Below are 26,119 nucleotides of genomic sequence, written 5' to 3' on the forward strand. Positions count from 1 at the left end.
TAAGAACGTTATCTCAACTATCAAAAACAGTACAGTTTTTTACTTTATTAAGAAAAAATTATTTCTTTTTGCTTTCCGACTGAACTTCAATGACAAGTTTGTCTAAAAATTTGACAAGATTCTCTATATCCTGTGGAGTTTGATTATAAAAAATTTGCTTTTTAGAGCTTTTCCCTTTTGCAATCTCTAAAGTCGTCATGGGAATATCAAACGGACGGTTGAAACCCACAGCATCAGTTTCTAAAAACTTACTTTCAGTGATAAGCTGTTGAAGTTCTTGATAGGCATCATCTGGAAGTCGCATCTGAATGAGTCCAACAACAGAAGTATATTCTTTTCCATTAAAGACTATCATTTGGTTTTCATCAATCTTTAAAGTATAGACAGGACAGCGACCCTTACACGCCGATTTTGAGTAGTTCAACTCAAAGAAATTATCTTTTTTAGAGGATTTACAAGAAAAAAATAAATTACTACAAAGAAATAGTGAGAAAAATAAACTGAATATAAAAAAATAGTTTTTCATTGATTATTGAATTAGGGTTGAAAATTATTCCAAAAAACTATCAGAAGTTTTTTCCAAAGATACAGAAAATCGTTTTTCCAAAAGTGTGTACAGCCAATAAACTAGCCAAGCCATCAAAATTCCTGCTACTGCGCCAGCCAAAATATCACCCACATAATGTACTCCCAAATACACACGAGAATATGCTACAAGTGCAGCCCACACAAGAGAAGCATAACGCAAAACCTTAACCCATTTTTTTTTAGAAAAACGCTTTAACGAAAGAAATACAAACCAAGCAATGCTAAAGGTAGTAGAAGCATGAGAAGAGATAAAACCATACTTTCCACCTCTATAATCTCTCAAAATATGCACTAAGTTTTGAATTTCTGGACTATGAGAAGGACGAAAACGCTCAAAAAACGGCTTGCAAAGCCCTGAAGCAAAATAATCAGATAATCCCACAGCGATAAGAATCCCTACCACAATTTTCCAAAAATGTTTTACACCAAAAAGTTTATAAAAAATAAAAATAAGTCCTAAATAAATAGGAATCCATGTGTATTTTAGAGAAACGTACCACATCACATCATCTAAAAAAGGGTGGTGTAGTCCGTTGAGAAAAAGTAAAAGTTGTTTGTCTAGTTGGTCTAGTTTTTCTAGGAAGGTCATATTTTATATTACGAGTAATTTTTATATAGACTGATTGAATAAGTTAGCTTTAATAGAGTTTGAATTTCTTTTCTGTGCTGTCGTTTATCTTCATTATCAAGACACTGTTATCAAAACGAATAGAATCAATACTTTCTCCGTTTAACAACTCGTCAGATTCATTTTCCTCTTTGTTCATTGCTTCTGAATAACTAAACTTTCCTTTTGAAAGTAAGAATGGAGAATACACTTCATATATTTCGTACTGATTGTAGGCTGGCATTATTCCATAATATGAATGAATTTCGTAATCTTTACTCTCATAAACTGGAAGAGACGTAGAAATAAACAACACAAAAAACCACTTGATAAAATTACCTACTATTGGCACAAAAGACAATATTGGAAAAATAACATACAAAGAAAAATAAGCTGTAATGAAATTAAATGACCTAAAAAAAGCGACTAACCCCACCAATCCACTTCCATAAAAAAGAACTTTTAATCCTATTCTGACATAACTATTCAGTCCAAAGTTGAAACCTATCGTAATGATAAAGTTTACAACTAAAATAAGAAGGATAATAAAATGAAACTTGACAAGCCGATTTTTCATAGAAGTTTGGTTTACTACTACAAAGATAACGCTTATAAAACGTTTACTCGTTGAAAACCGTATCAAACTTTGCTTGGATTTTATCTAATGACAAGTTTCCAATGCTTCCCTCATGCGTATGTTCTACTTTGGTTTGAGCTTCAAATTTTCCTTCCAAAATTTGTTTTCCCAACACTTGATACGCCTCTCTAAAACTCATTCCTTGCATTACGAGTTTGTTTAGATTCTCCACGCTATACATATATTCATACATTGGATTTTCTATGCTTTTTGTATTGATGATAATATTTTCCATCATAAAACGCATCGCTTGGAGGTTTTCCAAACTAACTTCTATGGAATTGATGAGACTTTCCTTGAGTTCTTGAAAATCACGATGATAACCACTTGGTAAGTTGTTGGTAATCAGAGCAATTTCTTGTGGCAGAGCTTGAATTTTGTTGCTTCTAGCACGGATAAGCTCCATTACGTCAGGGTTTTGCTTGTGAGGCATAATACTTGACCCTGTCGTTAGTTCTTTTGGAAAAGATACGAAACCAAAATTTTGGCTCATATACAAACACACATCCATCGCACATTTAGACAGTGTAGAAGCCAATGAAGAAAGAGCAAAAGCAACTGTTTTTTCTAACCTTCCTCTGCTCATCTGTGCAGCCACCACGTTGTAGTGCATCGTAGAAAAACCTAATTCATCAGTAGTCATTTGTCTGTCGATGGGAAAAGAAGTGCCATAACCAGCAGCCGAACCCAATGGATTTTGGTCTGCAATTTTATAAGCTGCATTTAGGAGAATCAAATCATCAATCAGTGTCTCGGCATAAGCTCCAAACCACAAGCCAAACGAGGAAGGCATCGCCACCTGCAAATGCGTATAACCAGCCAGTAGAACGTCTTTGTGCTTCTCACTCAAACCCATCAAAACATCGAAGAGTTGTTTTACTTCGCTTTTTATGTTCCCAAGTTCTGCTTTTACATACAAATGTAAATCGACAAGCACTTGGTCGTTTCTTGAACGAGCTGTATGGATTTTTTTACCAATATCTCCTAGTTTTTCCGTCAAGAGAAATTCAATTTTGCTATGCACATCTTCAAACTGCTCTTCGATAGTAAATTCTCCTTTTTCTATTGTTTCTTGAATGTGATTTAATTCAGTTACTAACTTTTCAAGTTCTGGTTCTGTCAAGATGCCAATTTTGCAAAGCATTTTGGCGTGAGCAATATTTCCCAAAACATCGTATTTAGCGAGTTTCAAGTCTAAAACTCTATCTCTTCCTGCTGTATATTCTTCTACAAACTGATTGATGTTATAGCCTTTGTTCCAAAGTTTCATGGTTTTTTCTATCTAAGTGTAATTCAGACTTCTAGTCTGAATAAAAAATTTTTATTTCATTCTGTAAGTCCAGTCTGGAAGACTGGTGTACGAAAAATGTTAGGTCAAAATATTCCCCAAAAGCTTGATATAATCTTTCAAGCCGTTTTCAAGTTCGTGTAAATAAATAAATTCATCAGCTTGATGCGAACGCAAAGAATCTCCAATTCCTAGTTTTACAGAAGGACAAGACAAAACAGCTTGGTCAGAAAGCGTTGGTGAACCGTAAACGGTATGACCATCTTTTATTCCAGCCTGTACAAAAGGATGTTCTTTCGGAATGCTAGACGAGTTTAATCTAAACGAACGTGCTTTGAGTTCACTATTTGTATTTTTATCAATAATTTCAAAAACTTCTGTGTTCTGATACATTTCATTGATTCTGACATCTACTACAAAATGACAAGACGCTGGTACGACGTTGTGCTGACTTCCTGCATTTATCTGTGTAACACTCATTTTTACTTTTCCTAAAAACTCTGATTCTTTTGGGAATTGATAACTTTTAATCCATTCAATATCTTGTAAGACTTCATAAATGGCATTTTTTGTATTGTTGTGTGCTGCGTGTCCTGCAATGCCTTTTGCGTATCCATCTATTACTAAAAGTCCTTTTTCTGCAATGGCTAACTGCATTTGAGTTGGTTCGCCTATAATGGCAAAATCAATAATTGGTAAATATTTTATCAGTTCACACAAACCATTTTGCCCAGAATTTTCTTCTTCGCCTGTGGCTGCTACGATGAGATTATATTTTAGATTTTCCTGTTCGTAATAATGAACAAAAGTAGCCAAAAGAGCCACCAAAGAAGCTCCTGCATCGTTACTTCCTAAGCCAAATAATTTCCCATCTTCGATAGTTGCCTCAAACGGATTTCGTGTATAGCCTTTGTTCGGACGAACAGTATCATGATGAGAATTTAGCAAAATGGTAGGCTTACTTTCGTCGAAATGCTTATTTTTTGCCCAAATATTATTATATAATCTTTCGGTTTTGATGCCAAACTCTTGTAGCCATTTTTGAATGTGTAGAGCTGTTTCAGCTTCTTCTTCTGAAAAAGACTGGGTTTGGATAAGATTTTTAAGTAAATCAAGTGTTTTTTCTTGTAAAGATTCAATCATAATTTGAGTAGTGTATAAGTTGAATTGTTGAGAGAAAGCATAGACGTATTTCCAATCATCACACGAGTTACGCCCTGCTGCAAGGCTTCAAAAGAGTTGGTAAGTTTTGGAATCATTCCAGTTGAAATAATTTCTTTAGCTTTAAGTTCTCCAAAATCTGTTTCTGAAATAATTGGAATTACAGAATCGTCATCATTAGCATCTAACAGAACACCCTTTTTTTCAAAGCAGTACATCAAGTTTACTTCAAAATTTTCAGAAAGTCCTACGGCAAGTTCTTTGGCTATGGTGTCGGCATTGGTATTGAAAAGCTGTCCGTTTCCGTCGTGCGTAATGGCAGAACAAACTGGAACAATTTTATTTTCCAAGCATAAAGTCAGAAATTCTGTATTTACTTTTTCTACATCGCCTACAAAACCGTAATCAATTTCCTTGACAGGACGTTTTTTAGCTACCAAAATATTTGCATCTGCTCCAGTAAAGCCTAGTGCATTTATTTTTTTTGCTTGTAATTTGGCTACTAATTCTTTGTTCACTTTCCCTGCATAGACCATTGTTACGATTTCTAGTTCTTCTTTTGAAGTGATGCGTCTGCCTTCTATAAGTTTTGATTCAATGCCTAATTTCTCACTAAGCCGAGTGGCTAATTTTCCTCCTCCGTGAACAAGCAATTTAGGAAAAGGCAGTTTTTCGAAATGATTGATAAAACCTTCCATTAGCTCAAGATTATCAACTACATTTCCTCCTATTTTGACGATGTAAAGTTGTTTTTTCATTGTCTTGTTTAAAAAAAATATTTGTGTTCTATTGGTCAAAAAAGATGGTTTAGCATTTTTTATTGTTAGGGAAAAGGCATGCCTTTTCCTTACAGTTAATTATTTTTGATTTAAAATATGGTACAAAACAGTCTGTGCTGAATAAATACGATTTTGGGCTTGTGCCAACACTAAAGAATTTGAAGAATCCAACACTTCATCACTTACCACCACATTCCTACGAACAGGCAAACAGTGCATAAATTTAGCTTTATTGGTCAGTTTCATTTTTTCACCATTAATAATCCAATCTTGATGCTGCGTTCTAATTTGCCCATAATTTTCAAAGGAAGACCAATTTTTAGCATACACAAAATCAGCATTTTCAAAGGCTTCTTTTTGATTATGAATAACAGGCGTATTTTTTAAAATACTTGGGTCTAGGTTAAATCCTTTTGGGTTGGTTACAATGAGTTCGGCATCAGTTTGAGAAACCCATTCTACAAAAGAGTTTGCCACAGCTTGAGGCAAAGCACGAACGTGAGGCGACCACGAAAGCACCACTTTTGGCATTTTGATTTTCTTGTGTTCGGCAATCGTAATGCAATCTGCAAAGGCTTGTAAGGGGTGTCCTGCTGCACTTTCCAAAGAAATAACTGGGACAGAAGCCGACTGAATAAACTTTTTCAAAACAACTTCATTGTAATCTTTTTCTTTGTCGTTAAGGGAGGCAAAAGTACGCAAACCGATAATATCGCAATATTGAGAAAGAACTCCAGCAGCTTCTTTGATGTGTTCTTGAGTGTTACCATTCATCACAGCACCGTCTTCTAATTCCAACGCCCAACCATCTTGATTGAGGTTCATTACCATTACGTTCATTCCCAAATGTTGAGCAGCTTTTTGTGAGCTAAGACGTGTTCTTAGGCTAGGATTCAAAAAAACTAAACCTAATGTTTTGTTTTTACCCAAATGATTAAACTCAAAAGGATTTTTTTTGATAGAAATAGCTTTTTCTACCCATTCATTGACGCTTGAAATGTCGTTAGCAGAGATAAATTGTTTCATTTTTTAAAGTAGTATTTTTTGTAAGGCTTCTACAAAAGGTTTGATTTCTTGTTTGTTGATAGACAAAGGAGGTAAAATTCGAAGTAAATTCGGATTGGCAGAAGAACCTGTCATGATATGAAATTCCTCTAAAAGTTGCTTTCTAATTTCTTTGATAGGAAATTCTAGTTCTACGCCTAACATCAATCCTTTTCCTTTTATTTTTTGAATGGCAGGAATAGATTTTAATTCTTCTCTTAGAAAATCAGAGATTTCTTTAGCATTTATCATTAGATTATCTTTCTCTAAAACTTCCAAAACGGACAAACTAGCCACACTTGCCAAATGATTTCCTCCGAAAGTCGTCCCCAACATTCCGTGTTTGGCTTCAATATGAGGAGCGATAATTACACCAGCGACAGGAAAACCATTTCCCATTCCCTTCGCAGTCGTAATAATATCTGGTCTTATATTTGGATTGCTCTGATGAGCAAAAAAATTACCTGTACGACCAAAACCACTCTGAATTTCATCTAAAATGAGCAAGGCATTGTATTTTTTACAATAGGTTTGTAGCAATTCTAAAAAATCATCAGAAGGATAATCTAAACCTCCCACACCTTGCACACCTTCCACAATGACAGCGCAAATATCATCGTAGGTTTCAAAAGCATTTTGGAATTGTTTTTCATCATTCAAATCTAAAAATACAACAGGAAAATTATCGTATTGTAGAGGAGAATGAATTTTACAGTTGTCTGTAACACAAAGAGCTGCTGCCGTTCTGCCGTGAAAGCTGTTTTTAAAAGCGATTACTCTTCGTTTTTGGGTATGAAAAGAAGCAAGTTTAAGAGCATTTTCATTTGCTTCTGCACCACTATTACAGAGAAATAAATTATAATCTGTGTAGCCACTTAACTCTCCTAGTTTTTGAGCTAGTTCTTCCTGCAAGGGCATTTGCACAGAGTTAGAATAAAAGGCTATTTTTTCAAGCTGCCTTTGTAAAGCATTTACATAATAGGGCTGTGAATGTCCAATAGAAATTACGCCATGTCCACCGTATAAATCTAAATAAGGTGTTTCGTTTTCGTCATAGACATAAACGCCTTTTGCTTTTTGCAGACTAATATCAAATTTGGGATATACTTCAAATAAATTCATAATGATAAATGAGTTGTTGGTGGAGACACCAACAACGGCAAGTTATGCCATTTTTGGTCTCCTGTTATATTTTCGCCGTTGTCGGTGTCTCCACCGACGACCAGCCCATTAAAAATAAGAGGCTTTAAGCTGTAAACCTGTTGTTTGAGGTAAGCCTAATTGTAAATTCATGTTTTGAACAGCCTGTCCTGCTGCGCCTTTCAGAAGGTTATCGATAGCAGAAGTAACCAGTACCATGTCGCCTTTTTTCTGTACTTGAAGCAAACAATAATTTGTATTAACTACTTGCTTTAAGTGAATATCTGCATCGCTAATTTTCACAAAAGGTGAATCTTTATAAAAATCTTGATATAATTTTTTCAGTTCTTTTTCTGAAAGCTCTGTTTGTGTATAGACAGTTGCAAAAATTCCTCTTGTGAAATTTCCACGCATCGGAATAAAATGTAGTTCTTTTTCAAAATCGTTTTGCAGACTGTTTAAAGATTGTTTTATTTCTGTAAGATGTTGATGTTCAAAAACTTTATAGACAGAAATATTTTCATTTCTCCAACTAAAATGCGTTGTGGTTTGATGGCTTTGTCCTGCTCCCGTTGCTCCTGTGATAGCATTGATATGAATATCATTTTTTATGCTTTTAGCCTTTGCCAAAGGAAGCAAAGCCAGTTGAATAGCTGTAGCAAAACACCCTGGGTTGGCTATGTACTTTCCGTTTTGAATTTTATCTTTATTAAGTTCTGGCAATCCATAGACAAACTCTGAATCGTTGTAATTCGCATCTTTTTGAAGTCTAAAGTCTGCACTCAAATCAATAATTTTAGTAGAGTTTGAAAACGCATTTTGTTCTAAAAAACTCTTTGCCTTTCCGTGTCCAGAACATATAAAAATGACATCTACATTCGGATTTATTTGATTTGAAAAAACAGTTTCTACTTCAAACAAGTCTTGATGGATTTTTTGAACTTTCTCTCCTGCATGAGAATGACTTTGAATGAAGTCTAGTTCTATATTTGGATGATGAATGAGCAAACGCAAAAGCTCTCCAGCTACATAGCCACTTCCACCCACTACACCAATTTTGAATTTTTTGTTCATAAGAATTTTATTTTTTGTTTTTTATCGTCGGTGAGGACACCGACAATGGCAGAACAATATCCTAAACGACGGCTTTAGTCCTCGTTTACGGTTGGAAATAAATTTTATTTTTGATTGAGTTGATTAAAAATATGAAGTGGATTAGCTAGTATTTTGGTAAAGCCTTTGACATCATCACCCGACCAAGCTGTATTTTTCTCTCCGTACTGTCCAAACTTACTTTTCATCATATCAAAATCTGATTCAATACCTTGCACAATGAAACGATAAGGGTGAAGTTCTACCATTACCTTTCCTGTTACATTTTGCTGTGAATCTTCTAAAAAGGATTCAATATTTCTCATAACAGGCTCAAAATATTGTGATTCATGAACAAACATTCCATACCAGTTACTTAGCTGTTCTTTCCAATACTGCTGCCACTTTGAAAGAACATGTTTCTCCAACGTATGATGAGATTTGATAAGAATTGTAGCTGCTGCTGCCTCAAAACCTACTCTTCCCTTAATTCCAATAATCGTATCTCCTACGTGTACATCACGACCAATAGCATATTTATTGGCTATTTGTTCTAGTTTTTGAATGGCTTCTAAAGGCTGCATTTTTTCATCATTAATTCCTACACATTCGCCTTTTTCAAAATATATGGTTATTGTTTTCGGCTCGGTTTCAGAAAGCTGACTTGGAAATGCTTCGTTAGGAAGTGCTTGGTGTGAAGTAAGTGTCTCTGCTCCTCCTACGCTTGTTCCCCAAAGTCCTTTATTGATAGAATATTTTGCTTTTTTCCATTCCCAATCAATACCGTTTTGTTTTAAATACTCTACTTCTTCTTGTCTTGAAAGACTTTGCTCACGTATGGGCGTAAGAATTTCTATGTTGGGAATGAGCAGTTGAAATACCAAATCAAAACGCACTTGGTCGTTTCCTGCTCCTGTGCTACCATGAGCAATATAATCTACTGCCAGTTCTTTTGCATATTCTGCCAAACTGATAGCTTGATAAGTTCGTTCTGCACTCACAGAAAGAGGATAGGTATTATTTCTCAAAACATTTCCAAATAGTAAGTACTTGATTATTTTTTGGTAATAAAGCTCACTTGCTTCGATGGTTTTGTGAGAAACTGAGCCTAGATTTTTGGCTTTTTTCTCTATTTCTTGTAATTCTTCTTCTGAAAAACCACCTGTATTAACAATAGCCGTATGGACTTCTAAGCCTAATTCTTTGGCTAAATAGATAGTACAGTAAGAAGTGTCTAAGCCTCCACTAAAGGCTAAAAGGACTTTTTTATTTGTTGTTTTCATTGTAAATAACGTGTTTGAAAATGGGAAAATCTTTTAATTTGCGTTGTAGGCGAATGCTGCGAAGTCGGAGAAAGCGGTTGAAGTTTGTCCAACGTTGATTTTTTTGCTCTTTTTGTTCTTCTTTTGGGTTCTGATAAGTAGAAAGGTCGTACATCATGCCTGTACAGAGACAAAGTTTTCTTTCATTTCTCATCAGAATATCATAATTTTTACAGCTTTGGCAACCTTTCCAAAAAGCATCGTCTTGGGTAATTTCTGAAAAAGTAACAGGTTTATATCCTAAATCGGAATTGATTTTCATAACGGCAAGGCTCGTCGTAATTCCAAATAATTTAGCTTGTGGATATTTATTTTTGGAAAGCTCTAGGGTAGCTCTTTTGATAGATTTGGCGAGACCTGTTTTTCTAAAATCGGGGTGAACAATCAGACCCGAATTAGCTACATATTTTTGATTTTCCCACGTTTCGATATAGCAAAAACCCACTATATTTTCCTCTTGCAAGGCAATAACAGCCTTACCTTCTACAATTTTCTGACGGATATAATTAGGGTCTCTTTTGGCTATGCCTGTGCCACGAGCTTGGGCAGCTTCTTCAATCATTTGGCAAATAGACTCTGCATACGCTTGATGCAAAATACTGGTTACAGAAATAGTTATCATAAGGCAAAGGAAGATAAGGCTCATACAGATGTAAGCAGCCGAAAAACAACCTACAAAACTGCATGTGCAGAAAGGAAAATAAAAAAGAAGGAATATATAAATGGATGACCTATGAAAATATCATAAGTCTAAGAAATCAAAAAGCCTTAAAAGGAGTTTGAATAAACGAGTGGTTTGATAAAGTACGCAACCTTATCAAAAATTATATAGACGCACAAAGGCGAAAAAAGCGTCGTCGTCGTCGGAAAAAATTACGAGATGCTTTCGCAGGTGTTGTAGAGCCGATGTTTTGCTCTTGTAGTGGATAATATGTAGCGTCTAGCTTGTTCATTATAAAAACAAAGGTAGGAATGTTTTTTTATTTATCCAAAAGCAATTTTTTAGAAAGTGGGATTTGATGTAAAAGTTGTTTTGAGAATAGAGATAATATTTATGGTCTGCTCTAATGAGACTGACCTTAATAAACTGAGGTCAAGACAAAAAAATAGGTCAGAAAATGAATTTCTGACCTATTATAAAATAATTAAATCACAATATTAACAATCTTCTTAGGGACTAAAATAAAACGCTTTGGTGTTTTGCCTTCTAGCCATTTTTGTACGACTTCGGTAGCCAACACTTGCTTTTCTATGTCTTCCTCCGGTGTATCTAAAGCAAAAGACATTTTTGAGCGCACCTTGCCATTGATAGAAATTGGATATTCAAACTCACTTTCTTTCAAATACTCTTCGTTGTAGTTTGGATATTCAGCTTTTATGATAGATGTATTTTTTTCTAAAGCAACGTGCCAAAGCTCTTCCGTGATGTGTGGAGCAAAAGATGAAAGAACGACCAAAAATGGCTCTAAGATTTCTTTCTTATGGCACTTCATTGAAGTTAGTTCGTTGGCACAAATCATAAACGTACTCACACACGTATTCATTGAAAGGCGTTCGATGTCTTCGCTTACCTTTTTGATGGTTTTGTGAAGTGTTTTGAACTCGTCTTTTGTTGGTTTTTCATCATTTAAAGCCAAATCGCCATTATCGTGGTAGAAAAGTCTCCACACTTTACGTAAAAACTTCTGTACACCATCAATTCCACTTGTATCCCACGGTTTAGAATATTCTAAAGGCCCAAGGAACATCTCATACAAACGAAGCGCATCGGCACTGTATTCTGAAACTACATCGTCTGGATTGACAACGTTGTGAAGACGTTTCGACATTTTTTCTACTTGCGAACCACAAATAAATGTACCGTTTTCCTCTTTTATAAACTCTGCATTTTCTGTCTCTGGTCTGAATTTTTGATATTTTGCAATATCCAAAACATCATCTTTTACCATACTAACAGGAACATGAAGAGGTGTAATATTAACTTCTGTGTGTGCTGGAATTGCTTCGTGTCCTGCAATCTGATTGATGCCTTCTACTTTCTCAGCATCAGATTTGAGTTTTTTGATTTGCTTATAAATTCCTTCGCTCAAATAAACTTGGAAACCATTAATTCTATAAATCAAAGATGATTTTCCTTGAATCATTCCTTGATTAACTAACTTTTTAAACGGTTCATCAAAATTTAAAAAGCCTTTATCGTGTAAAAACTTCGTCCAAAAACGAGAATACAATAAGTGTCCTACGGCGTGTTCTGCGCCACCTACATATACATCTACTTGATTCCAGTAATCAACAGCTTCTTTGGAAGCAAAAACACGCATATTTTGAGGGTCAGTATAACGTAAGAAATACCAAGAAGAACCTGCCCACCCCGGCATTGTCGTGAGTTCATAAGGATATTTGCCTTGATAGTTGAAGGCTTCTGCACGTCCCAAAGGAGGTTCTCCTTCTGCCGTTGGGCGATAACTATCCACTTCGGGAAGCATTAAAGGCAATTCAGAATCTGGAAGCGAATGAGGAATACCCTCTTTGTAATAAATTGGAATTGGTTCTCCCCAATATCTCTGACGACCAAAAGCAGCATCACGTAATCTAAAATTTACTTTTCCTGTGCCTGCTTTTTTCTCTTCTAATTTTTTAATTGCTGCTTGAATTGCTTCTTTGATAGACATTCCGTTGAGGAAATCAGAGTTTACTATTGTACCTTCTTTTTCTGTGTAGGCTTCTTCTATTTTTCCGTTTTCGTCCGTTTTTGTCTCTTCAATCACTTTAACGATTTCCAAACCAAAATGAGTAGCAAAACGAAAATCACGCTCATCAGAGGAAGGAACACCCATCACAACGCCTGTGCCATAGCCAGAAAGTACATAATCTGCCACCCAAATAGGCGTTCTTTTTCCAGAAATAGGATTGATAACATAACTTCCTGTAAAGACACCTGAAACTGTTTTTACTTCGGCTTGGCGTTCACGCTCCGAACGGTTTTTGGCATAACTTACATAATTTGCTACGGCTGCTTTTTGCTCGCTTGTCGTAAGCTCATCTATAATTTCAAGTTCTGGCGCAAGGGCAATATACGTAACTCCGTAAATTGTGTCTGGGCGAGTAGTGAAGGCAGTAAGTTCTGTTAGTTCCTCACTTTTATTATTTGCTGGGTTTTCTTCAATTTGGAAACTAAGCTCTGCTCCATACGATTTTCCAATCCAATTTCTTTGCATTTCTTTGAGCGCATCCGACCAATCTACTTCGTCCAAACCTTTGAGCAAACGGTCGGCATACGCCGTAGTACGCATCATCCATTGAGGCATTTTTTTTCTTTCGACAGGAAAACCTCCACGTTCTGAAAGTCCGTCCTTTATTTCATCGTGTGCTAATACAGAACCTAGTTCTGCACACCAGTTTACAATCGCTTCTGACTTATACGCCAAACGATATTTTAAAAGAATATCAGACTGTTCTTTTTCTGAAAAACCTTTCCATTCTTCTGCTGTAAATGAAGGTGTATCCTCATCACAAGCTGCATCTACTTTTTCATTGCCGTTTTGCTCAAAAAGTGTGATAAGTTTTTGGATTTCTTCTGCTCTATCTGTTTCGTTATTATAAAATGATTCAAAAAGCTGCTTGAAAATCCACTGTGTCCAACGGTAATAATCTGGATTAGAAGTACGAACTTCTCTTGACCAATCAAATGAAAAACCAATTTTGTTAAACTGTGATTTGAAGGTCTGAATATTTTGCGCTGTCGTGATAGCTGGATGTTGCCCTGTTTCGATAGCATACTGCTCGGCAGGCAAACCAAATGAATCAAAACCCATTGGATGAAGGACATTAAATCCTTTTTGGCGTTTGAAACGACTCAAAATATCAGAGGCGATATAACCAAGTGGGTGTCCGACGTGTAATCCTGCTCCAGAAGGATAAGGAAACATATCTAAGACATAATATTTTGGTTTTGTCTTGTCATTCTCAACTTTATAGACTTCATTTTCTTCCCATTTAAGTTGCCATTTGGGCTCTATGAAACGTGGATTATATTCCATTGGTAGCGTATTTTTACTTGTTTGTTTCTAATTTTCTGTAAGCCAAAGGTTTTTTGACCAATAATAGTTCAAAGGTACTAAGATTTCTTAACATAATAATTTTAGGTGTACGACAAATTTTCCTGTTTACAAAACACTCAATATTTTGTTGGCTGCAACTCTACTTTTCGTGCTGTTTTATTCTATCCAACAGAACTTTGCTCTGCAACTTGTGTTTTACATAAAAGCTAATAAAAATGTATTTTCTATGATAGAAAGTAAAGTAAAAAGTTACAGCGCAACATCATATTTCTAGAATTGATCACCCTAGTTTACTTTAAGATTTGCAACACAACGAAATATAAAAGCTATTTTTTTGATATAAAAAAAAAGGGGATTTTTGTCGTACACCCATTATTTTTTATTAGGCTCAAACTTTTTTTAAAAAATGCTACTATAAAAAAAGAGACTGACCTCTTCGGACAGCCTCTTTACAATTGAAATGATTATGAGAGTATTTTCTTAACAACACTCAGCATCTAGTCCTGTTGGTTGTTGAAAATAGTGTCCTCCTTTTGGACATATGTAATGCCAACAGTCAGGATTGTTTACATTTCCTCCTTTTATTTTTTTTTCTTTTGCTGTTGATATAGCAAATTTTCCGAATTTTTTCTTAAGATTTTTCATTATAGAAAAAGTTGTAAATTAATAATTTGATAAAAATTGTCTTTATTTAGACATTGTAATATTACTACATATAATCACAATATCAAAAATTAAATGTACCTTTTTTTAATTTTAACAAAATTAAAGTTATACATTATTACTCTTTTTAAACTGAACGCCCATTTTTTTTGCTCTCTTGTAAATAGGCTCTCCCAAATGCCCCATATTTGGAATATCAGACATGCAATCTTCCAAGACGATTACTTTTTTAGCAAGTTCTGGTGCATTATCTAAGATTTGTTTTAGACTTGTAGCGACACAGTGTGATTTGGCCTGTCCTGCTAAATAGACATTTTCATACTGATTTAAAGAGTCTAAAAGTGATTGATTGAGCTGTGTTTCTGGTCGGTTGGAGACAGGAATTTGTGCTTGAAAAATACCAAAGTGTTCAGTAAGTGGATATGTTCCCTTCGTAACAGCTTTATATTGTTTATACTTGCCTTGTTCTTTATTTATGGTTATCCATTTTTGGAGAGCTTCTGAAAGTGTTTCATCTAGTGCAGCTCCTTTCGAACCAATTAAGCAATGATGCGTCCAAATAAAATGAGGAAATTCGCCTTGTGCTTCTAGTTTTTTTAGATATTCTTTTGTTTCATTTTCATAGAAATTAGGAATCCATTTGCCTTCCTCTACCTCTTTTAATGTAATTTGAGTAAATGGATTAGGTGGGTTGCCATCTCTGTCTCTCCAAAAAGAAGGATGTGAAATATCATTTACTGGGTGGCTGTCTAGCGTTACGCAAATGTGATTAAGTTCAGTTGCATTTTTTGTAATAAAATCTGAAAGACGTTCAATATCGTGTTCGGCATCTTGAACATATAAAGCTCCATCAGGATTACAAAAGTCGTATTGTGCATCAATTATGAGAAGGGCATTTTTATTTTCCATTATTTTTATAGTTTAAATATTGTTTGTAAAGACACAGACAATGGCTAATTTGAGGTAAACTTATTAGGGATAACGTAAAAAATACACTAAGGTTTGTTTTTTGCCAAAATTTCTCAATAAAATTAGTTTTTTAGTCTAATTGTATGATTTTTGAACTAATTTTTATAATAAAATAAAGTTATTTATTGGTCGTTGGTGGGGACATCAACAACGGCAAGTATTAGCAATATCAAAAAAATAAAATTCCATGAAATTTCAGCCTTCGTCTTTCCTCATTTTTTTTAGAAAAAATTTCTCTTTTTTATTATTACTCGTTTCGTTATTTCTTTTTACTGGAAGTATAACTTCATGCAGAAGCAATAAACAACAAGACCAAGCCAGTGAACAGCAAGGAAAGAAGAAAAAGAAAGCTAAAAAATGTCCTGACCCAACTTGTAAAGTCAGAATGTCGCACTATCACGAAGGTTCAAAGTTTAAGGGCAAACGAGGAAACTTTTTTATACGTCTTTTCACGCCAAAAGAATCAAAATACGGACAAGGAAGACACAGAAATCATGGTTGGAAATCTGGAAAGAAATAAGTTATAAAAGTTCAGTTTGTGGATTCCAAAATATACTTTCAAAGTCTTGAATTTGGTCATTTTCTACTTTTATATTTTCAGTTTCTAAGAGTTCCTGCATTTTGGTAGGCGTTTCAAAATGATGTCTGCCTGTCAGCAGTCCATTGCGATTGACGACTCTATGTGCAGGAATTTTAATATTTCGCTCCTCATTGATTTTGACACAGTTATTCATTACCCAACCGACCATTCTTGCACCTCGTGTGTGTCCTAAAAACTTTGCAATTGCTCCATAAGACGTTACTCGCCCTTTAGGAATTTGCAATACTACATCAATTACATCACTTTGAAAAGTAGATTTCATTATGTTGTTTTTTAGCTAAAACTAATTCCTGCATCAAGCACTTTTTGAGGACGAGTACGAACTCTTGAATCCGTAGCATCAGCTACAATCGTCTGAATAACACGTCTTTCATCAATATTTTTTAGTGCTGCTAGTGAAGTAATTCCTGTCTGGCGAGCTACTTTTTCTATGGCAGGTGCAAAAATACGCAATGCTCCTGTAAGCCCTTGATTAACAGCTAAATCTATCAAGACAGTTATTCCTGCTGCTGAATTGATGAAGTCAGTTACAGGCTCACGGTTTACAGAAACTCCATTTGCATTCAATGAAATTTTAGCTCTCAAGGCTGGTTTTACATACTCTTGTACGGCTGCCAATACTTGCAATTTTGCTACTTCTATATTTTGTCCTGCTCTCACAAACACTCCATGCAAGACTTTATCGGCACGAATATATTTTTCTGCATCTGTTCCTACATAACGCTTGCCATCTGGAGTAAAAACTACCATACTAGCAGGTTCGTATTTGTCATTTTTGTATGTGTATTCTACATCAATACCAAATCTTCCAAAGGCTTCCTCAAAGAGTGATGGGTTTCGGTCTTTGATAAGAGCCATCATATTTGGGAATGTTCCTCCTCCTGTTTCTCCAGCAAACTGTATAAATCCGAAAGAGAAAGCAGCTTTATCGTAGCTATTGATAGCATCAAATTTGCCTTCATTTTTAGAAACAAACTCTAAGGCTTCAGCTAGTTGACGAGAAAGTCCAACGCTTTCATAATACGAAGCTGGAATATCATGAACCACTGTACCTGAATAAGATATTCCGTACGGATAGACACTATAATTACTTCTAACAAAATTGGAAAAACTAACTCTTTCTAAGTTGCCTCTATGGTCTTTATAGGTAATATTGTAAGTAGTATGTTCTCTGAGAAGTTTGTAGGTAACATCATTTGGATTTATAAGTCCTCTGGAATAGCCAGATGCACCAATCAGACTAGATTTACTAGCCCACCAATCAATTTTATTTCTTTGTTGGAATCTATCAATAGCTGAAATAGTTGCTTGAATCTGCGAAAGACCAGCCACAGAAGTCATATAATCTAACTGAACAAAACGGCGTTGCACTTTCTCTACATCTGCTTGACGGTTTGCTCCACCACGTCCAACACTTGCAGAAAGTCCAGAACCAAAAATCTGAACGCCATTTATTGCATCAAGATTGATAACTGCTTTTTTATTTTGTTCGTATTTTGAGAAGTTTCCTGTTTCAGATACAGAAGAAGAAGAATCGCTCTTTCCACTTCCAATACTTGTATCTACATTGCTGCTACTACCTGAACTGTTTGAAGAAGAAGAGCCATAATTTGTTGTTTTAACTTCTTTCGTTATCATAAGACGCTGCCCAAGAGAGAGTGCATTTGAGCTAAGTCCGTTACTTTCCTTTATATCTTGAACCGAAACATTATACGCCATTGCAATACGATAAAGCGAATCTCCAGCCACCACAGTATGATAAATAATTTTTGGTTGTGCTTGTGTAGGCTGTGGATTAGAAACTGGAGCAGCACTAGAAGCAACTTCTGGTTTTTCCTCTAAGTAAAGCATCTGACCAATACGCAGAATATTACTTGTTAGATTATTAATGCTTTTAATATCCTGCACTGAAACACCTACTTTTTGTGAAACTCTCCACATACTGTCTCCTGCTTGTACCACATAACTCGGACGAGGTGTAAAAACTGGAGCTTGTACGACTGTTGGTGAATTGGTTTGAATGGTTGGTGTAGGTGTTACAAACGAACTTCCACCACTTATTTTTAGTTGCTGCCCAAGAGAAAGCGCATTTGAAGTAAGATTATTTAAAGCCTTTATTTCATTGACAGAAACATTATGCTTGGTGGCAATTCTCCATAGCGAATCTCCTGCTTGTACAGTATAATAGGTAGCATTTGGAGAGGAAGCAACAGCCGTATTCCCTCCAGAATAGACAGGAGCAGATACACTAACTTGTAAACGTTGTCCTAAGGATAGGCTAGAGTCTGTCATGTTGTTGAGCCTACGAATATCATCTACTGAAATTTGATATTGCCTAGAAATTCCCCAAAGTGTGTCGCCACTCTGTACTGTGTGATAAGTTGCCATACAAAAATAATGTGGTGCTTAAAAAATAGGAGCTTTATCAACTCTAGTGGTAAGATACATATTTTTTTGTTTTTTGGGAATAGAAAATTAAAAACTTTGTTTTTTTCCAACGATTGACAACCACTTAAACTTTAAAGTTGATATTAAGCCTTCTAATTTTTTAACTATTCCAAAAAACATTTTCCTTTGAGTTAGTTATCTTTGTTTAGACTAAAAAAAATATTCTATTGGTTACTGGTAACTGTTTACTAATGACTGAATAATGATAACTGAAGACTGAAAATGAAATTCCGTATAGATTCTCCCTACAAACCAACAGGTGACCAACCTCAAGCCATTGAAGCTCTCGTAAAAGGCATTGAAAATGACGAACCTTCACAAGTGCTTTTGGGCGTAACAGGTTCTGGAAAAACCTTTACAATGGCAAATGTGATTGAAAAAATCAACCGTCCGACGCTAATCATTAGCCATAACAAAACATTAGCTGCACAGCTTTATGGAGAGTTTAAACAGTTTTTTCCAGACAATGCCGTTGAGTATTTCATTTCTTATTACGATTATTATCAGCCAGAAGCCTATATTTCAGCATCGGATACGTATATCGAAAAAGATTTAGCCATTAATCAAGACATCGAAAAATTGCGATTAAGTACGACGGCAGCCCTTCTTTCTGGGAGAAAAGATGTAGTGGTAGTAGCTTCGGTTTCTTGTATTTATGGTTTGGGAAACCCGAATGAGTTTGCAGAAAATAGTCTCAAAATCAGTACAGGCGACCAAATTTCTCTAAACGGATTTTTATTAGATTTGGTAGCTATTATGTATAGCCGAAGCGAAGAAGAATTTGCAAGAGGAACATTTAGAGTAAAAGGAGACACCGTAGATGTTTATCCTGCTTACGCTGATATTGCATATAGAATTTATTTTTGGGGCGATGAAATTGAGGCAATTCAGCGCATAGACCCAGTTTCAGGAAAGAAAATCAATGACGAAGATTATATGCTTTTGTTTGCTGCCAGTTTGTTTGTAACGAGCAAAGACACCATTACAAGGGCAATGGAACAGATAGAAATTGACTTAGAAGACCGTATTCGTTTTTATGAAAATGATGGAAGATTTGAGGAAGCTGCACGCATAAAAGAACGCACTGAATCAGATTTGGAAATGATGAAAGAACTCGGTTATTGCTCTGGTATTGAGAATTATTCACGTTATTTTGACAACAGAAAAGCAGGAGAACGCTCGTTTTGTTTGTTAGATTATTTTCCAGAAGATTTTTTACTTATCATTGATGAAAGCCATGTAACCGTTCCACAAATTCGTGCGATGTGGGGAGGCGACCGTTCACGCAAAATTGCGCTTGTCGACCACGGTTTTCGTTTGCCTGCTGCTTTAGATAATCGTCCTCTTACCTTCAATGAATTTGAAGCACTCACTCATCAAACTGTTTTCGTTACAGCTACTCCTGCTGATTATGAGCTACAAAAAAGTGAAGGCGTTGTGGTAGAACAAATTATCCGACCTACTGGCTTGCTTGACCCACTCATTGAAGTTCGTCCGACACGTACTCAAATAGATGACCTTCTCAATGAAATTGATGAAACGGTAGCACGAGGAGAGAGAGTATTAGTTACGACCATTACAAAACGAATGGCAGAAGAACTGAGCAAATACTTTGAAAAACTGCAAATGAAAGTGCGTTATATTCACTCTGATGTAAAAATTTTAGATAGGATAGAAATTATTAGAGAATTGCGCTTGGGTGTGATTGATATTCTGATTGGTGTAAATATGCTTAGAGAAGGATTGGACTTGCCAGAAGTCTCTTTAGTAGCCATTTTAGATGCTGATAAAGAAGGCTTTTTGAGAAATGAACGCTCACTTATTCAAACTATTGGACGTGCTGCACGTAATTCCAACGGACACGTAATTATGTATGCTGATAAAATCACGCCTTCCATGCGCCTTTCGATAGATGAAACTAACCGTCGCCGTAAAATTCAACAAGAATATAATGAAGCCAACGGCATTACACCAACAACTGTTTTCAAATCGAAGGAGGCAATTATGCAACAAACTTCGGTAGCTGATGCCAAATCGTTACCTAAGGAGTTTTATGAAGAAACCAAAATGTCTGTTGTGATTGACCCAATTATTAAGGCAATGGATGTAAAAGAACTCACAAAAGTCATTGACCAAACCAAGAAGAAAATGGAAAAAGCAGCCAAAGAACTCAACTTTATGGAAGCTGCAAGACTCAGAGACGAATGGCAAGAATTGCAGAGTTTGAGAGAGGAGAAAGTGAATGAAGGGTAATTATTTTATTCTATCTCTTCATAATCATAAGGCTTTAATTTTCTCCCTTTTGGTGGTTTTATTTTGTAGCGTTTCCTTATCGTGTCTGTTTTTGTATAGATATTGACTTGAAAGATAACTGGTTCTGTAGAGTTTTTGTTGTAAGACAATTTCCAATAGTAATCCTGTTGTATATTATCATCAGCTGATTGAATTGTACATATAGGTTCTTTCGTATGATGAAGAAATGGAAATCCTGTTGGCTGTAATGCAAAAGTTGTATCACTTGACTTCCTCACTAAATTTATATTAAAGCCACATAGAATACCACCATATAATAAATCATGGTGGTTGTATAGATGTTTATAATAAAACTGATAATTTGCTACTGGATGAATCTGCTTCAAAATTTCATTCTCTCCTCTGTACTTCCCTATTAGTTTTGGTAACCCTCTTAAAGCATATTGATTCCACTTATCTTGAAAGCTTTTATATAAAAAAGGCATTATTACTTCAGTTTGAATTTCTCCATTTTCAAACATAGAATCTATCAAAACTCTACCCATCTCTATTGTGTCTTGTACTTTTCTATATCTAGGATGATTTCTAAAAACATTTATATGCTCTTCGGCATTGTTAATTTCTTTATCATAATATTCTTTATGTGTATTCAACACAATCATCTTCGTAATAGCAATAGCTTTTAACTCTTCCTCTTGATTTTCTAAAGAATAAGAAACTATCAAAATTATGAAAGTGAGCCATAAAAAAAGCGATGTGTATAATTTAGTTTTCATATTCTTCTTTGTAATAATAAGTAGTATCTGATTCTGAACAATTAATTCTAACTCCTATTTCAGAGTTTCTATTTCTTAGTGAAGAAGGAATTATCAAATGTCCCTTTTTATCAAATTGAGTTATTACTTCCTTTGGAAAAACAATTCTTGTATGAAGCGTATCAAAGGGAAAAGTTATGTGTAGGTATATCTCTCCAGTCTTATCTCCTATATAAGGAGCGATATGAGGATTACTTGTTTTTTCTTTTATTATTTTCTCAATACGATGCCTTATTAATAGTTCGATGTCATCATGATACATTTTTGCTAACTGCATTTTAAATCTAGCCAAATGATACATACTTTGTACACTGTCATGAGAAAAATAAACTTGATTGATTTCTTTATCTGAAAGTCCATGTTCTAATTCAAAATTTTTATACTTTTCTGCTAAGAGAATATCTAGCTTTTTAGCTTCCTCAATATAAGATTCAAAGACATGCTTGATAGGTATTTCTTCTGAAAAATTAATATCATAAAAGTTTTCATCAACAAGTTTATTCACAAAATCACCCAACTTTTTTCCTCCTCCTCCAATTTTCACATACGACCCTCTCAAACAATATTCATATTCAAAGTCCCAACTCATATTACGTATCAGATTGTAAGCATCACTATGGTACATTGCATACAAGCCTTCAACTCCTCCAATCGCATCACCAAAATACATTTTCTCTTCTTCCGTATATTTCTCCTTAAAAAAACTATCGTATCCTATCCAAGCAAAAGCAATCAGTAAACATAAAGATGGCAAAATGGGGTGTAAAGGATTTAATTTTTTAATAAATTTCATGAAGTATTTATTTTAGGTGTATCACCAAGATAACAAAAAGCAACTTAGGCAGAAAAAAACAAAATATTTTTCTATAAGCAAATAGATAATCAAAAACCACATAACTAACTGTATTTTAAATACTTACACAAACTTTTGATATAAAAAATTGTTCGCTTACTTATTTAAGCGAAATTATTATAAGACTCAGAGACGAATGGCAAGAATTGCAGAGTTTGAGAGAGGAGAAAGTAAAGGAAGGGTAATTAACAAGTTTTAAGTTACTGAAAACTAGGGGCAAGGTGTTTTTATTGTCGTCGTTTGAGTAAAGATTCATAATTAACTCAAACATCAAAACAATGAATACTTACCTTTCTCATCTAGCAAAACATAAAAACTCCTTTGCTTCTCTTTATCAAGTAATGGTCTTCTCAAAGTTTAGCCATTTCAAATCTATATGCTTTACACTATTAGCTTTGTTGTTCATAAACCATACTGCAAAAAGCCAAACCCTTACCCAAACGATTAGTGGAAAAATAACAGAAGAAGCTACAGGACAGTCTGTTCCTTTTGCTAATGTCATTGTTGTAGATATAAAACCTCTCATGGGAGTTACGACAGATAGTGCAGGAAATTTCAGAATCGAAAATGTGCCTATTGGTCGCCATGTTTTACAAGTAAGTTATGTAGGTTATCAAACTCGCCAAATGGAAATTATTCTTACTTCTGTCAATGAAACTGTCGTAGAGATGCGTTTGAAAGACGGAGGAACAGAACTGGAAGGTGTTGTAATTACAGCACAAGAAGAACATGGTACTCCCCAAAATGCGATGGTATTGTCTGGAGGAAGAACATTGAGCATGGAAGAAGCTCGTCGTTATGCAGGGGGATTTGATGACCCAGCTCGTTTGGCATCAGCCTTTGCAGGAGTCGCCACCAGTGAAATAGATAATAACGGCATTGTAGTACGTGGAAATAGCCCTAAGGGAATGCTTTGGCGAGTAGAAGGAATAGAAATTCCTAACCCAAACCACTTTGCAGACTTAGAGACTTTTGGGGGAGGAGGACTGACAGCTTTAAGTAGTCATTTGATTGCTAATTCCGATTTTCTTTTAAGTGCTTTTCCTGCTGAATATGGAAATGCTTTGTCTGGTGTTTTTGATTTGAATATCAGAAATGGTAAAACAGATAAAAGAACTCATGCTTTTCAAGTGAGTGCCTTGGGGGTTGATGTGGCTTCTGAAGGAGCTTTTGTGAAAGGAAAAGAGGCATCTTATATTTTCAATTATAGATATTCTATGTTAGGATTACTTGCCCCCATATTGCCCGAAAATGCAGGGGGTACAAATTATCAAGACTTGACTTTCAAAATTAATATTCCTACCAAAAAAGCTGGTACATTTTCACTATGGGGGATTAGTGCTTTAGATAACTCAGGACAATTTGCTAAAGAAGACTCTACGGAACGTGAATATAAGAGTGATTTTGAAGAAGCTGAAAATAAGCAATATATGGGAGCAGTAGGTTTAAATCACCGTATTAGTCTAGGAAAAAAAGGATATTTGAACTCTACTCTTGCAAGTTCTGGAAGTGGAATTTCTATAAAGACAAGTGTATTAGACCAAAAACAGATTTTACAGCCTGAATCAAACATAAAAAATAACCTTTTCAAGCATACATTTTCTAGTTATGCCAATTTTTTAGTTGGAAAACGACACATCAATCGTACAGGAATCATTACAAATCTATTACAATATGATATTGAACTGAAGCAAAGACAAGAAACAACAGCCTTAGAAACTTTAGTCAAAACGAAAGACCAAGCTCTTCATTTTCAAGCCTATACACAGTCTTTAATAGACCTAACACCCAATTTTACCATAAATATTGGTAGTCATTTTCAATATTTAGCCATCACAGAAAAATTCAGTATTGAGCCTCGTTTGTCAATGGAATATAGACTACCTAAAAAACAAAGTCTTACCTTCGGATATGGGTTGCATAGCAGAGTTGAACCTATTTACATTTACTTGATAAAAAACAGAAATACGTCCGAATATCTGAATAAAGATTTAGATTTTACAAAAGCTCATCACCTTACTTTAGGCTATCAGAAAATGCTTTCTTCTACCTTACGCTTAAAAGTGGAGACCTATTACCAAGAGTTATTTAATGTGCCTGTGATTGAAAACAGCTCTTTTTCTTTGCTCAATTTGAATCAAAGTTGGTTTATTGATGATAAATTTCTCAATGAAGGAAAAGGCAGAAATTATGGTATAGATATTACGGCTGAAAAGTTTTTAGATAAAGGATTTTTCTATTTATTTACGCTTTCTCTATTTAACTCTACTTACCAAGGAGGCGATAAAGTTTGGCGTGATACACGATTCAATCAGCAGTTTCTTGGCAATCTTTTAGTAGGAAAAGAATGGAATGTTGGTAAAAACAACAATAATGTATTAGGACTAAGTGTAAGAATTGCCTACCAAGGAGGACAGCGCATTATGCCAGTAGATTTTGATACTTCTATCAACAACCAAAAAATTATTGAAGATGAAAGTCGTGCCTTTGAAGAACAAAAGCCAAATCCATTCCTTACTCATTTGTCTCTCAATTATCAGAAAAATAAAAAGAAACATCGCAGTATATGGTCTTTACAAGTTCTGAATGCTTTAGGAGCTGAAGAGTTTTATGGCTATGAATATAATTTCAGAACCAATACGGTAGATAAGAGCAGGCAAACCTTAGTCATTCCAAATATTGCTTACAAGATAGAGTTTTAAGTATTCTTTATGAAGAGATAGAATAATTTAGAATCTGGACATCAATAGAAATTTACTGTTCTGTAAATCACAGAATAGTAAAAAGTACCGTTCGTTGGCATTTTAGTGTAGCGATACCAACAACTTTTTATCTCATGTCATACTCTAAGAATAATTATAATATTTTGTCTCTTCATATTTTTTACATATCAGCCATCAAACCAATCGCAGCAATGGATTTTCTTGTAAGTGCCAAAAGAAATTATGGTCTTGATAGTTGTCTGGAAAAGAAACAAGTTCTACTAGCGTTTTTTTATTGCATTTTGAAATAGAACTTATGAGTTGTTTGACGTGCATCGTTTTTATTTCAGCCTGTGCAATGCCATCTTTCCAGTCTTTTATATCTACTTTAGATTTATCTTCCGACTGGTAGGTAATAATTATTTTTTCTACTTGGTTATAATGAATCGTTGCTTTTTGTCTTCTCTCTGAAAAATAAATAATTAATTCACTTTCTCCTATTCCCAACATAGCTTTATCTGTATTGGAGGAATAGACTAAGTTGATATAATAGCGAGCCAAAACTAACAAAACAGGCGAACTAATAATACCAAAAAATCCAGCAGAAACGCCAAATGTCGTCATTATAAAAACATAAACAAATATTGCTAAGAGTAAGATTAGTCCTGTGCCTTCTTTCTCATTGTGAACAATCACATTATTTTCTATTTTTTCATACTGACTTTTCCAAGAACTATTTTTAGTGAGTTTTCTAAACTTTTTAAATGATTTTGCACCCTCCAAAGGAAAAAAAACGGTTTGTTGTTTTGCCTTTACAAGCACAAGACTTTTTCCGAAGGTAGGATGTTTTAGTGTTCTTCTTTGATGACAATGCTTTTTGCCTAAATACTCCCATGTGTCTTTCAAAAAAGCAGACTTACAACTCGCACAAAAAACAACCTCATCGCCTTCCTCTATCAAATCGCCAGTAATAGGGTCTTGACGCTCTTCTTTTAAAAACTCTGAATGAATTTGACTATCTATTTTATGGATATGCATATCATTTAATTTTATCTTATCAATCTTTCTTTAAACCTATTTTTCAGTAGTATAGTTT

Annotated in this window: 23 protein-coding genes; 3 read left to right on the top strand and 20 right to left on the bottom strand. The window is 34.9% G+C overall.

Going from position 1 to position 26,119, the window contains the following annotated elements:
• Positions 1-58: 58 nt before the first annotated feature.
• The 15 genes from QZ659_RS07765 to QZ659_RS07835 form a co-directional block, all read right to left on the bottom strand.
• Complete coding sequence (locus QZ659_RS07765) at positions 59-424, bottom strand: DUF6438 domain-containing protein (RefSeq protein WP_291724470.1); 366 nt, start codon at positions 422-424, stop codon at positions 59-61.
• Between the two features lie 126 nt (positions 425-550).
• Entirely contained in the window at positions 551-1,177 is a 627-nt protein-coding gene (locus QZ659_RS07770; RefSeq protein ID WP_291724473.1) for a phosphatase PAP2 family protein, read from the bottom strand.
• 49 nt (positions 1,178-1,226) lie between these two features.
• On the bottom strand, positions 1,227-1,772 hold the full coding sequence (locus QZ659_RS07775; protein WP_291724476.1) for a hypothetical protein: 546 nt from the start codon (positions 1,770-1,772) through the stop codon (positions 1,227-1,229).
• A gap of 43 nt (positions 1,773-1,815) precedes the next feature.
• On the bottom strand, positions 1,816-3,102 hold the full coding sequence (argH, locus tag QZ659_RS07780) for an argininosuccinate lyase (protein ID WP_291724479.1): 1,287 nt from the start codon (positions 3,100-3,102) through the stop codon (positions 1,816-1,818).
• A 99-nt stretch (positions 3,103-3,201) separates the two neighbouring features.
• Entirely contained in the window at positions 3,202-4,263 is a 1,062-nt protein-coding gene (locus tag QZ659_RS07785; RefSeq protein WP_291724483.1) for a M20 family metallo-hydrolase, read from the bottom strand.
• On the bottom strand, positions 4,260-5,039 hold the full coding sequence (argB, locus tag QZ659_RS07790; protein ID WP_291724486.1) for an acetylglutamate kinase: 780 nt from the start codon (positions 5,037-5,039) through the stop codon (positions 4,260-4,262). Before argB ends, QZ659_RS07785 begins: the two co-directional genes overlap by 4 nt.
• Before the next feature lie 99 nt (positions 5,040-5,138).
• Entirely contained in the window at positions 5,139-6,086 is a 948-nt protein-coding gene (locus QZ659_RS07795; protein WP_291724489.1) for an N-acetylornithine carbamoyltransferase, read from the bottom strand.
• Between the two features lie 3 nt (positions 6,087-6,089).
• Positions 6,090-7,226: an aspartate aminotransferase family protein gene (locus tag QZ659_RS07800; protein WP_291724491.1), complete on the bottom strand. Its 1,137-nt coding sequence runs from the start codon at positions 7,224-7,226 to the stop codon at positions 6,090-6,092.
• Positions 7,227-7,334: 108 nt separating this feature from the next.
• A complete protein-coding gene (gene argC / locus QZ659_RS07805; RefSeq protein WP_291724494.1) occupies positions 7,335-8,318 on the bottom strand; it encodes an N-acetyl-gamma-glutamyl-phosphate reductase in 984 nt (327 codons plus the stop codon).
• A 104-nt stretch (positions 8,319-8,422) separates the two neighbouring features.
• Positions 8,423-9,619, bottom strand: coding sequence for an argininosuccinate synthase (gene argG, locus QZ659_RS07810; protein WP_291724497.1), 1,197 nt, complete (start codon positions 9,617-9,619; stop codon positions 8,423-8,425).
• Positions 9,603-10,304: a GNAT family N-acetyltransferase gene (locus tag QZ659_RS07815; RefSeq protein WP_412728040.1), complete on the bottom strand. Its 702-nt coding sequence runs from the start codon at positions 10,302-10,304 to the stop codon at positions 9,603-9,605. The genes argG and QZ659_RS07815 overlap by 17 nt, the downstream gene beginning before the upstream one ends.
• A 178-nt stretch (positions 10,305-10,482) precedes the next feature.
• Entirely contained in the window at positions 10,483-10,611 is a 129-nt protein-coding gene (locus QZ659_RS07820) for a hypothetical protein (protein ID WP_291724501.1), read from the bottom strand.
• A 192-nt stretch (positions 10,612-10,803) separates the two neighbouring features.
• Positions 10,804-13,698, bottom strand: coding sequence for a leucine--tRNA ligase (locus QZ659_RS07825; RefSeq protein WP_291724504.1), 2,895 nt, complete (start codon positions 13,696-13,698; stop codon positions 10,804-10,806).
• Between the two features lie 501 nt (positions 13,699-14,199).
• On the bottom strand, positions 14,200-14,364 hold the full coding sequence (locus tag QZ659_RS07830; protein ID WP_291724507.1) for a hypothetical protein: 165 nt from the start codon (positions 14,362-14,364) through the stop codon (positions 14,200-14,202).
• Positions 14,365-14,490: 126 nt separating this feature from the next.
• On the bottom strand, positions 14,491-15,291 hold the full coding sequence (locus QZ659_RS07835; RefSeq protein WP_291724510.1) for an isochorismatase family protein: 801 nt from the start codon (positions 15,289-15,291) through the stop codon (positions 14,491-14,493).
• A 247-nt stretch (positions 15,292-15,538) separates the two neighbouring features.
• On the opposite strand from QZ659_RS07835, the gene QZ659_RS07840 reads away from it, so the two are divergent.
• Positions 15,539-15,871, top strand: a complete 333-nt coding sequence (locus QZ659_RS07840) for a hypothetical protein (protein WP_291724513.1) — start codon at positions 15,539-15,541, stop codon at positions 15,869-15,871.
• Position 15,872: 1 nt separating this feature from the next.
• On the opposite strand, the gene QZ659_RS07845 is transcribed toward QZ659_RS07840, so the two are convergent.
• On the bottom strand, positions 15,873-16,214 hold the full coding sequence (locus QZ659_RS07845) for an MGMT family protein (RefSeq protein ID WP_291724516.1): 342 nt from the start codon (positions 16,212-16,214) through the stop codon (positions 15,873-15,875).
• Positions 16,215-16,225: 11 nt separating this feature from the next.
• The gene (locus tag QZ659_RS07850) at positions 16,226-18,340 is read right to left on the bottom strand and encodes a LysM peptidoglycan-binding domain-containing protein (protein ID WP_291724520.1); all 2,115 of its coding nucleotides are present in this window, start codon (positions 18,338-18,340) and stop codon (positions 16,226-16,228) included.
• Between the two features lie 282 nt (positions 18,341-18,622).
• Between QZ659_RS07850 and uvrB the strand changes: the two genes are divergently transcribed.
• Positions 18,623-20,653, top strand: coding sequence for an excinuclease ABC subunit UvrB (gene uvrB, locus QZ659_RS07855; RefSeq protein ID WP_291724523.1), 2,031 nt, complete (start codon positions 18,623-18,625; stop codon positions 20,651-20,653).
• Positions 20,654-20,658: 5 nt separating this feature from the next.
• On the opposite strand, the gene QZ659_RS07860 is transcribed toward uvrB, so the two are convergent.
• Together QZ659_RS07860 and QZ659_RS07865 are read right to left on the bottom strand one after the other, a co-directional pair.
• Positions 20,659-21,429: a hypothetical protein gene (locus QZ659_RS07860; RefSeq protein WP_291724527.1), complete on the bottom strand. Its 771-nt coding sequence runs from the start codon at positions 21,427-21,429 to the stop codon at positions 20,659-20,661.
• Positions 21,419-22,261, bottom strand: coding sequence for a hypothetical protein (locus tag QZ659_RS07865; RefSeq protein WP_291724530.1), 843 nt, complete (start codon positions 22,259-22,261; stop codon positions 21,419-21,421). Before QZ659_RS07865 ends, QZ659_RS07860 begins: the two co-directional genes overlap by 11 nt.
• A 338-nt stretch (positions 22,262-22,599) precedes the next feature.
• On the opposite strand from QZ659_RS07865, the gene QZ659_RS07870 reads away from it, so the two are divergent.
• On the top strand, positions 22,600-25,023 hold the full coding sequence (locus QZ659_RS07870; protein ID WP_291724534.1) for a TonB-dependent receptor: 2,424 nt from the start codon (positions 22,600-22,602) through the stop codon (positions 25,021-25,023).
• Positions 25,024-25,218: 195 nt separating this feature from the next.
• Here QZ659_RS07870 and QZ659_RS07875 read toward each other — a convergent pair whose 3' ends face one another.
• Positions 25,219-26,061 (bottom strand): hypothetical protein, encoded by an 843-nt coding sequence (locus tag QZ659_RS07875; protein ID WP_291724536.1) that lies wholly within the window; start codon positions 26,059-26,061, stop codon positions 25,219-25,221.
• Positions 26,062-26,119 lie beyond the last annotated feature (58 nt).

Origin of the sequence: Bernardetia sp. (genome assembly GCF_020630935.1) — a bacterium.
Lineage (GTDB): Bacteria > Bacteroidota > Bacteroidia > Cytophagales > Bernardetiaceae > Bernardetia.

Bases quoted from the DNA above. Each gene is read 5' to 3' on its own strand.
- QZ659_RS07850 (WP_291724520.1), bottom strand. From the start codon at position 18,340: ATGGCAACTTATCACACAGTACAGAGTGGCGACACACTTTGGGGAATT.
- QZ659_RS07835 (WP_291724510.1), bottom strand. From the start codon at position 15,291: ATGGAAAATAAAAATGCCCTTCTCATAATTGATGCACAATACGACTTT.
- QZ659_RS07820 (WP_291724501.1), bottom strand. From the start codon at position 10,611: ATGAACAAGCTAGACGCTACATATTATCCACTACAAGAGCAAAACATC.
- QZ659_RS07795 (WP_291724489.1), bottom strand. From the start codon at position 6,086: ATGAAACAATTTATCTCTGCTAACGACATTTCAAGCGTCAATGAATGG.
- uvrB (WP_291724523.1), top strand. From the start codon at position 18,623: ATGAAATTCCGTATAGATTCTCCCTACAAACCAACAGGTGACCAACCT.
- QZ659_RS07775 (WP_291724476.1), bottom strand. From the start codon at position 1,772: ATGAAAAATCGGCTTGTCAAGTTTCATTTTATTATCCTTCTTATTTTA.
- argG (WP_291724497.1), bottom strand. From the start codon at position 9,619: ATGAAAACAACAAATAAAAAAGTCCTTTTAGCCTTTAGTGGAGGCTTA.
- argH (WP_291724479.1), bottom strand. From the start codon at position 3,102: ATGAAACTTTGGAACAAAGGCTATAACATCAATCAGTTTGTAGAAGAA.
- QZ659_RS07875 (WP_291724536.1), bottom strand. From the start codon at position 26,061: ATGCATATCCATAAAATAGATAGTCAAATTCATTCAGAGTTTTTAAAA.
- QZ659_RS07860 (WP_291724527.1), bottom strand. From the start codon at position 21,429: ATGAAAACTAAATTATACACATCGCTTTTTTTATGGCTCACTTTCATA.
- QZ659_RS07825 (WP_291724504.1), bottom strand. From the start codon at position 13,698: ATGGAATATAATCCACGTTTCATAGAGCCCAAATGGCAACTTAAATGG.
- QZ659_RS07770 (WP_291724473.1), bottom strand. From the start codon at position 1,177: ATGACCTTCCTAGAAAAACTAGACCAACTAGACAAACAACTTTTACTT.
- QZ659_RS07800 (WP_291724491.1), bottom strand. From the start codon at position 7,226: ATGAATTTATTTGAAGTATATCCCAAATTTGATATTAGTCTGCAAAAA.
- argC (WP_291724494.1), bottom strand. From the start codon at position 8,318: ATGAACAAAAAATTCAAAATTGGTGTAGTGGGTGGAAGTGGCTATGTA.
- QZ659_RS07870 (WP_291724534.1), top strand. From the start codon at position 22,600: ATGAATACTTACCTTTCTCATCTAGCAAAACATAAAAACTCCTTTGCT.
- QZ659_RS07785 (WP_291724483.1), bottom strand. From the start codon at position 4,263: ATGATTGAATCTTTACAAGAAAAAACACTTGATTTACTTAAAAATCTT.
- QZ659_RS07845 (WP_291724516.1), bottom strand. From the start codon at position 16,214: ATGAAATCTACTTTTCAAAGTGATGTAATTGATGTAGTATTGCAAATT.
- QZ659_RS07865 (WP_291724530.1), bottom strand. From the start codon at position 22,261: ATGAAATTTATTAAAAAATTAAATCCTTTACACCCCATTTTGCCATCT.
- QZ659_RS07815 (WP_412728040.1), bottom strand. From the start codon at position 10,304: ATGAGCCTTATCTTCCTTTGCCTTATGATAACTATTTCTGTAACCAGT.
- QZ659_RS07840 (WP_291724513.1), top strand. From the start codon at position 15,539: ATGAAATTTCAGCCTTCGTCTTTCCTCATTTTTTTTAGAAAAAATTTC.
- argB (WP_291724486.1), bottom strand. From the start codon at position 5,039: ATGAAAAAACAACTTTACATCGTCAAAATAGGAGGAAATGTAGTTGAT.
- QZ659_RS07830 (WP_291724507.1), bottom strand. From the start codon at position 14,364: ATGAAAAATCTTAAGAAAAAATTCGGAAAATTTGCTATATCAACAGCA.